Origin of the sequence: Robiginitalea sp., from assembly GCF_049588695.1 — a bacterium.
Lineage (GTDB): Bacteria > Bacteroidota > Bacteroidia > Flavobacteriales > Flavobacteriaceae > Robiginitalea.
In genome coordinates this window covers 1-1,945 of record NZ_JBAVZJ010000184.1, presented here as the reverse complement: position 1 = coordinate 1,945, position 1,945 = coordinate 1, and the positions used below count along the sequence as shown (strand labels likewise).

3 protein-coding genes are annotated in these 1,945 nt (G+C 46.9%); 1 reads left to right on the top strand and 2 read right to left on the bottom strand.

The annotated features are described in order from the left end of the window. Positions 1-1,305, top strand: a 1,305-nt coding sequence (locus tag WBV75_RS04500; RefSeq protein WP_424119457.1) for an RQC domain-containing protein, incomplete at its 5' end; no start/stop codon positions are given. A 76-nt stretch (positions 1,306-1,381) separates the two neighbouring features. Here WBV75_RS04500 and WBV75_RS04495 read toward each other — a convergent pair. Together WBV75_RS04495 and WBV75_RS04490 are read right to left on the bottom strand one after the other, a co-directional pair. Further along, positions 1,382-1,687: a CCC motif membrane protein gene (locus tag WBV75_RS04495; protein ID WP_424119456.1), complete on the bottom strand. Its 306-nt coding sequence runs from the start codon at positions 1,685-1,687 to the stop codon at positions 1,382-1,384. 30 nt (positions 1,688-1,717) lie between these two features. Beyond that, positions 1,718-1,945 (bottom strand): CCC motif membrane protein (locus WBV75_RS04490; RefSeq protein WP_424119455.1); only part of this gene is annotated, 228 nt, incomplete at its 5' end.

Genomic DNA, 1,945 nt, shown 5'->3' with positions numbered 1-1,945 from the left:
GGTATCGATAAGCCTGATGTCCGGTATGTGATCCACCACGATATTCCAAAAAGCATCGAGAGTTATTACCAGGAAACCGGTCGGGCCGGGCGTGATGGGGGGGAAGGGCATTGCCTTGCCTTCTATTCGTATAAAGACGTCGAGAAGCTCGAAAAATTTATGGCTGGAAAACCGGTGGCAGAACAGGAGATCGGCAATGCGCTCCTTCAGGAGATAGTCGCTTATGCCGAGACCAGTATGTCCAGAAGAAAATTTATCCTGCACTATTTTGGAGAGGAGTTTGACGCTGTAAACGGAGATGGGGCGGATATGGATGACAATGCACGGAATCCTAAAGAAAAGGAGGAAGCCCGGGATAACGTCATCAAACTGCTCCGCGCTGTTCAGGGGACCAATGAGAAGTTCAAGTCCAAGGAAATCGTCCTCACCCTTTTGGGGCAAACCAATGCGCTTACGGCCTCGCATAAGACGGATGAAAAAGAGATTTATGGCATAGGGAAGGACCGCGATAAACACTATTGGATGGCCCTGATCCGACAGGTTTTGGTGGCCAGGTTACTCCATAAAGAAATCGAGCAATACGGTATTCTCCACCTGAGCGAGGCCGGTAGGAAATTTTTGGAATCCCCGACTTCTTTTATGATGACAAAAGACCATGTCTATCACGAGGAGGCTTCGGATGTCAATGCTGGTGGTGCACCTCAGGGTTTGGCCACCGATCCGGTACTTCTTAAATTATTAAAAGACTTGCGCAAAGGGGAGGCCCAAAAACTCGAGGTCCCCCCATATGTTATCTTTCAAGATCCCTCCCTTTCGGATATGGCCCTGAAATATCCCATGAACCTGGAAGAACTCACGAGTGTCTATGGGGTAGGAGAGGGGAAAGCCCGGAAATACGGCAAGCCTTTCCTGGAACTTATCAGTAAATACGTCTCCGAAAACGACATTACCCGACCTGAAGATCTGGTGGTCAAAAGTACAGGGGCCAACTCCGGCTTAAAACTATATATCATCCAGAATGTAGACCGAAAATTGCCCCTTGATGATATTGCTGCAGCAAAAGGACTTGAAATCCCTGATTTGGTGCGCGAGATGGAGCAGATTGTTTTTAGTGGGACGAAATTGGATCTGGGATACTACATCGACGAAATACTTGACGAAGACCAACAGGATGATATTCACGAGTATTTTTTGGATTCACAAACAGACGATATTGAAGAAGCTGTAAAGGAGTTTGAGGGGGAGTATGAAGACGAAGAGCTCCGGCTTTATCGTTTAAAGTTTATTAGTGAGGTTGCCAATTAAATTCTTACAAGCACATTGAGCTTCAATAAAAAAACCCGGCACAGGCCGGGTTTTTTTAATTTCAGTAAACCCACATTTAAACGTTCATATTCCCGGTGGTGATCAGGGCGACAATAACCCCAAAGGCCAGGATATAAAAGATGAGCATTAAAAGGGCCAGCCCAATTCCGATATAGGAAAGGATCCGGGCTGATTTAATATTCTCATATCCGCTAAACCTGCCGGGTTCCTCCCGGTAGAGCCGTTCTGCTTTCCGGGCATTATTCAGGCCGATGATGCCAAAAATGGCACCAAAAGGGCCACAACACACCAGGGTGCCCACCAGCGATAAAATTCCCATGGTAAGAGCCGTGCTGGCGCCTGGAAGAGGTTCTTGTGTCATGTCTGCTAAGTGTGTTTATTTTCCAATCGCCTATTCAACACCAAATTGTTCCGACATACGCTGTACTTCCTCCATATAAGCATCCAAGCCTCCCATAGATATAATGTTGTAGGCTATATAGGCGGCGTAAAGTACCCCGACAACCATCCCGATAATGGCGATGGTCTTAGCCGTTTTCAGCTGGCTATAGTTGGAGTACAATTCCGGGTTAGCCATATAGGTCTTTTCATCGTTGCGCAGGATAAAAAAGGCAATTGC

Coding starts and splice junctions, on each gene's coding strand:
- WBV75_RS04495 (WP_424119456.1), bottom strand. CDS start 1,687: ATGACACAAGAACCTCTTCCAGGCGCCAGCACGGCTCTTACCATGGGA.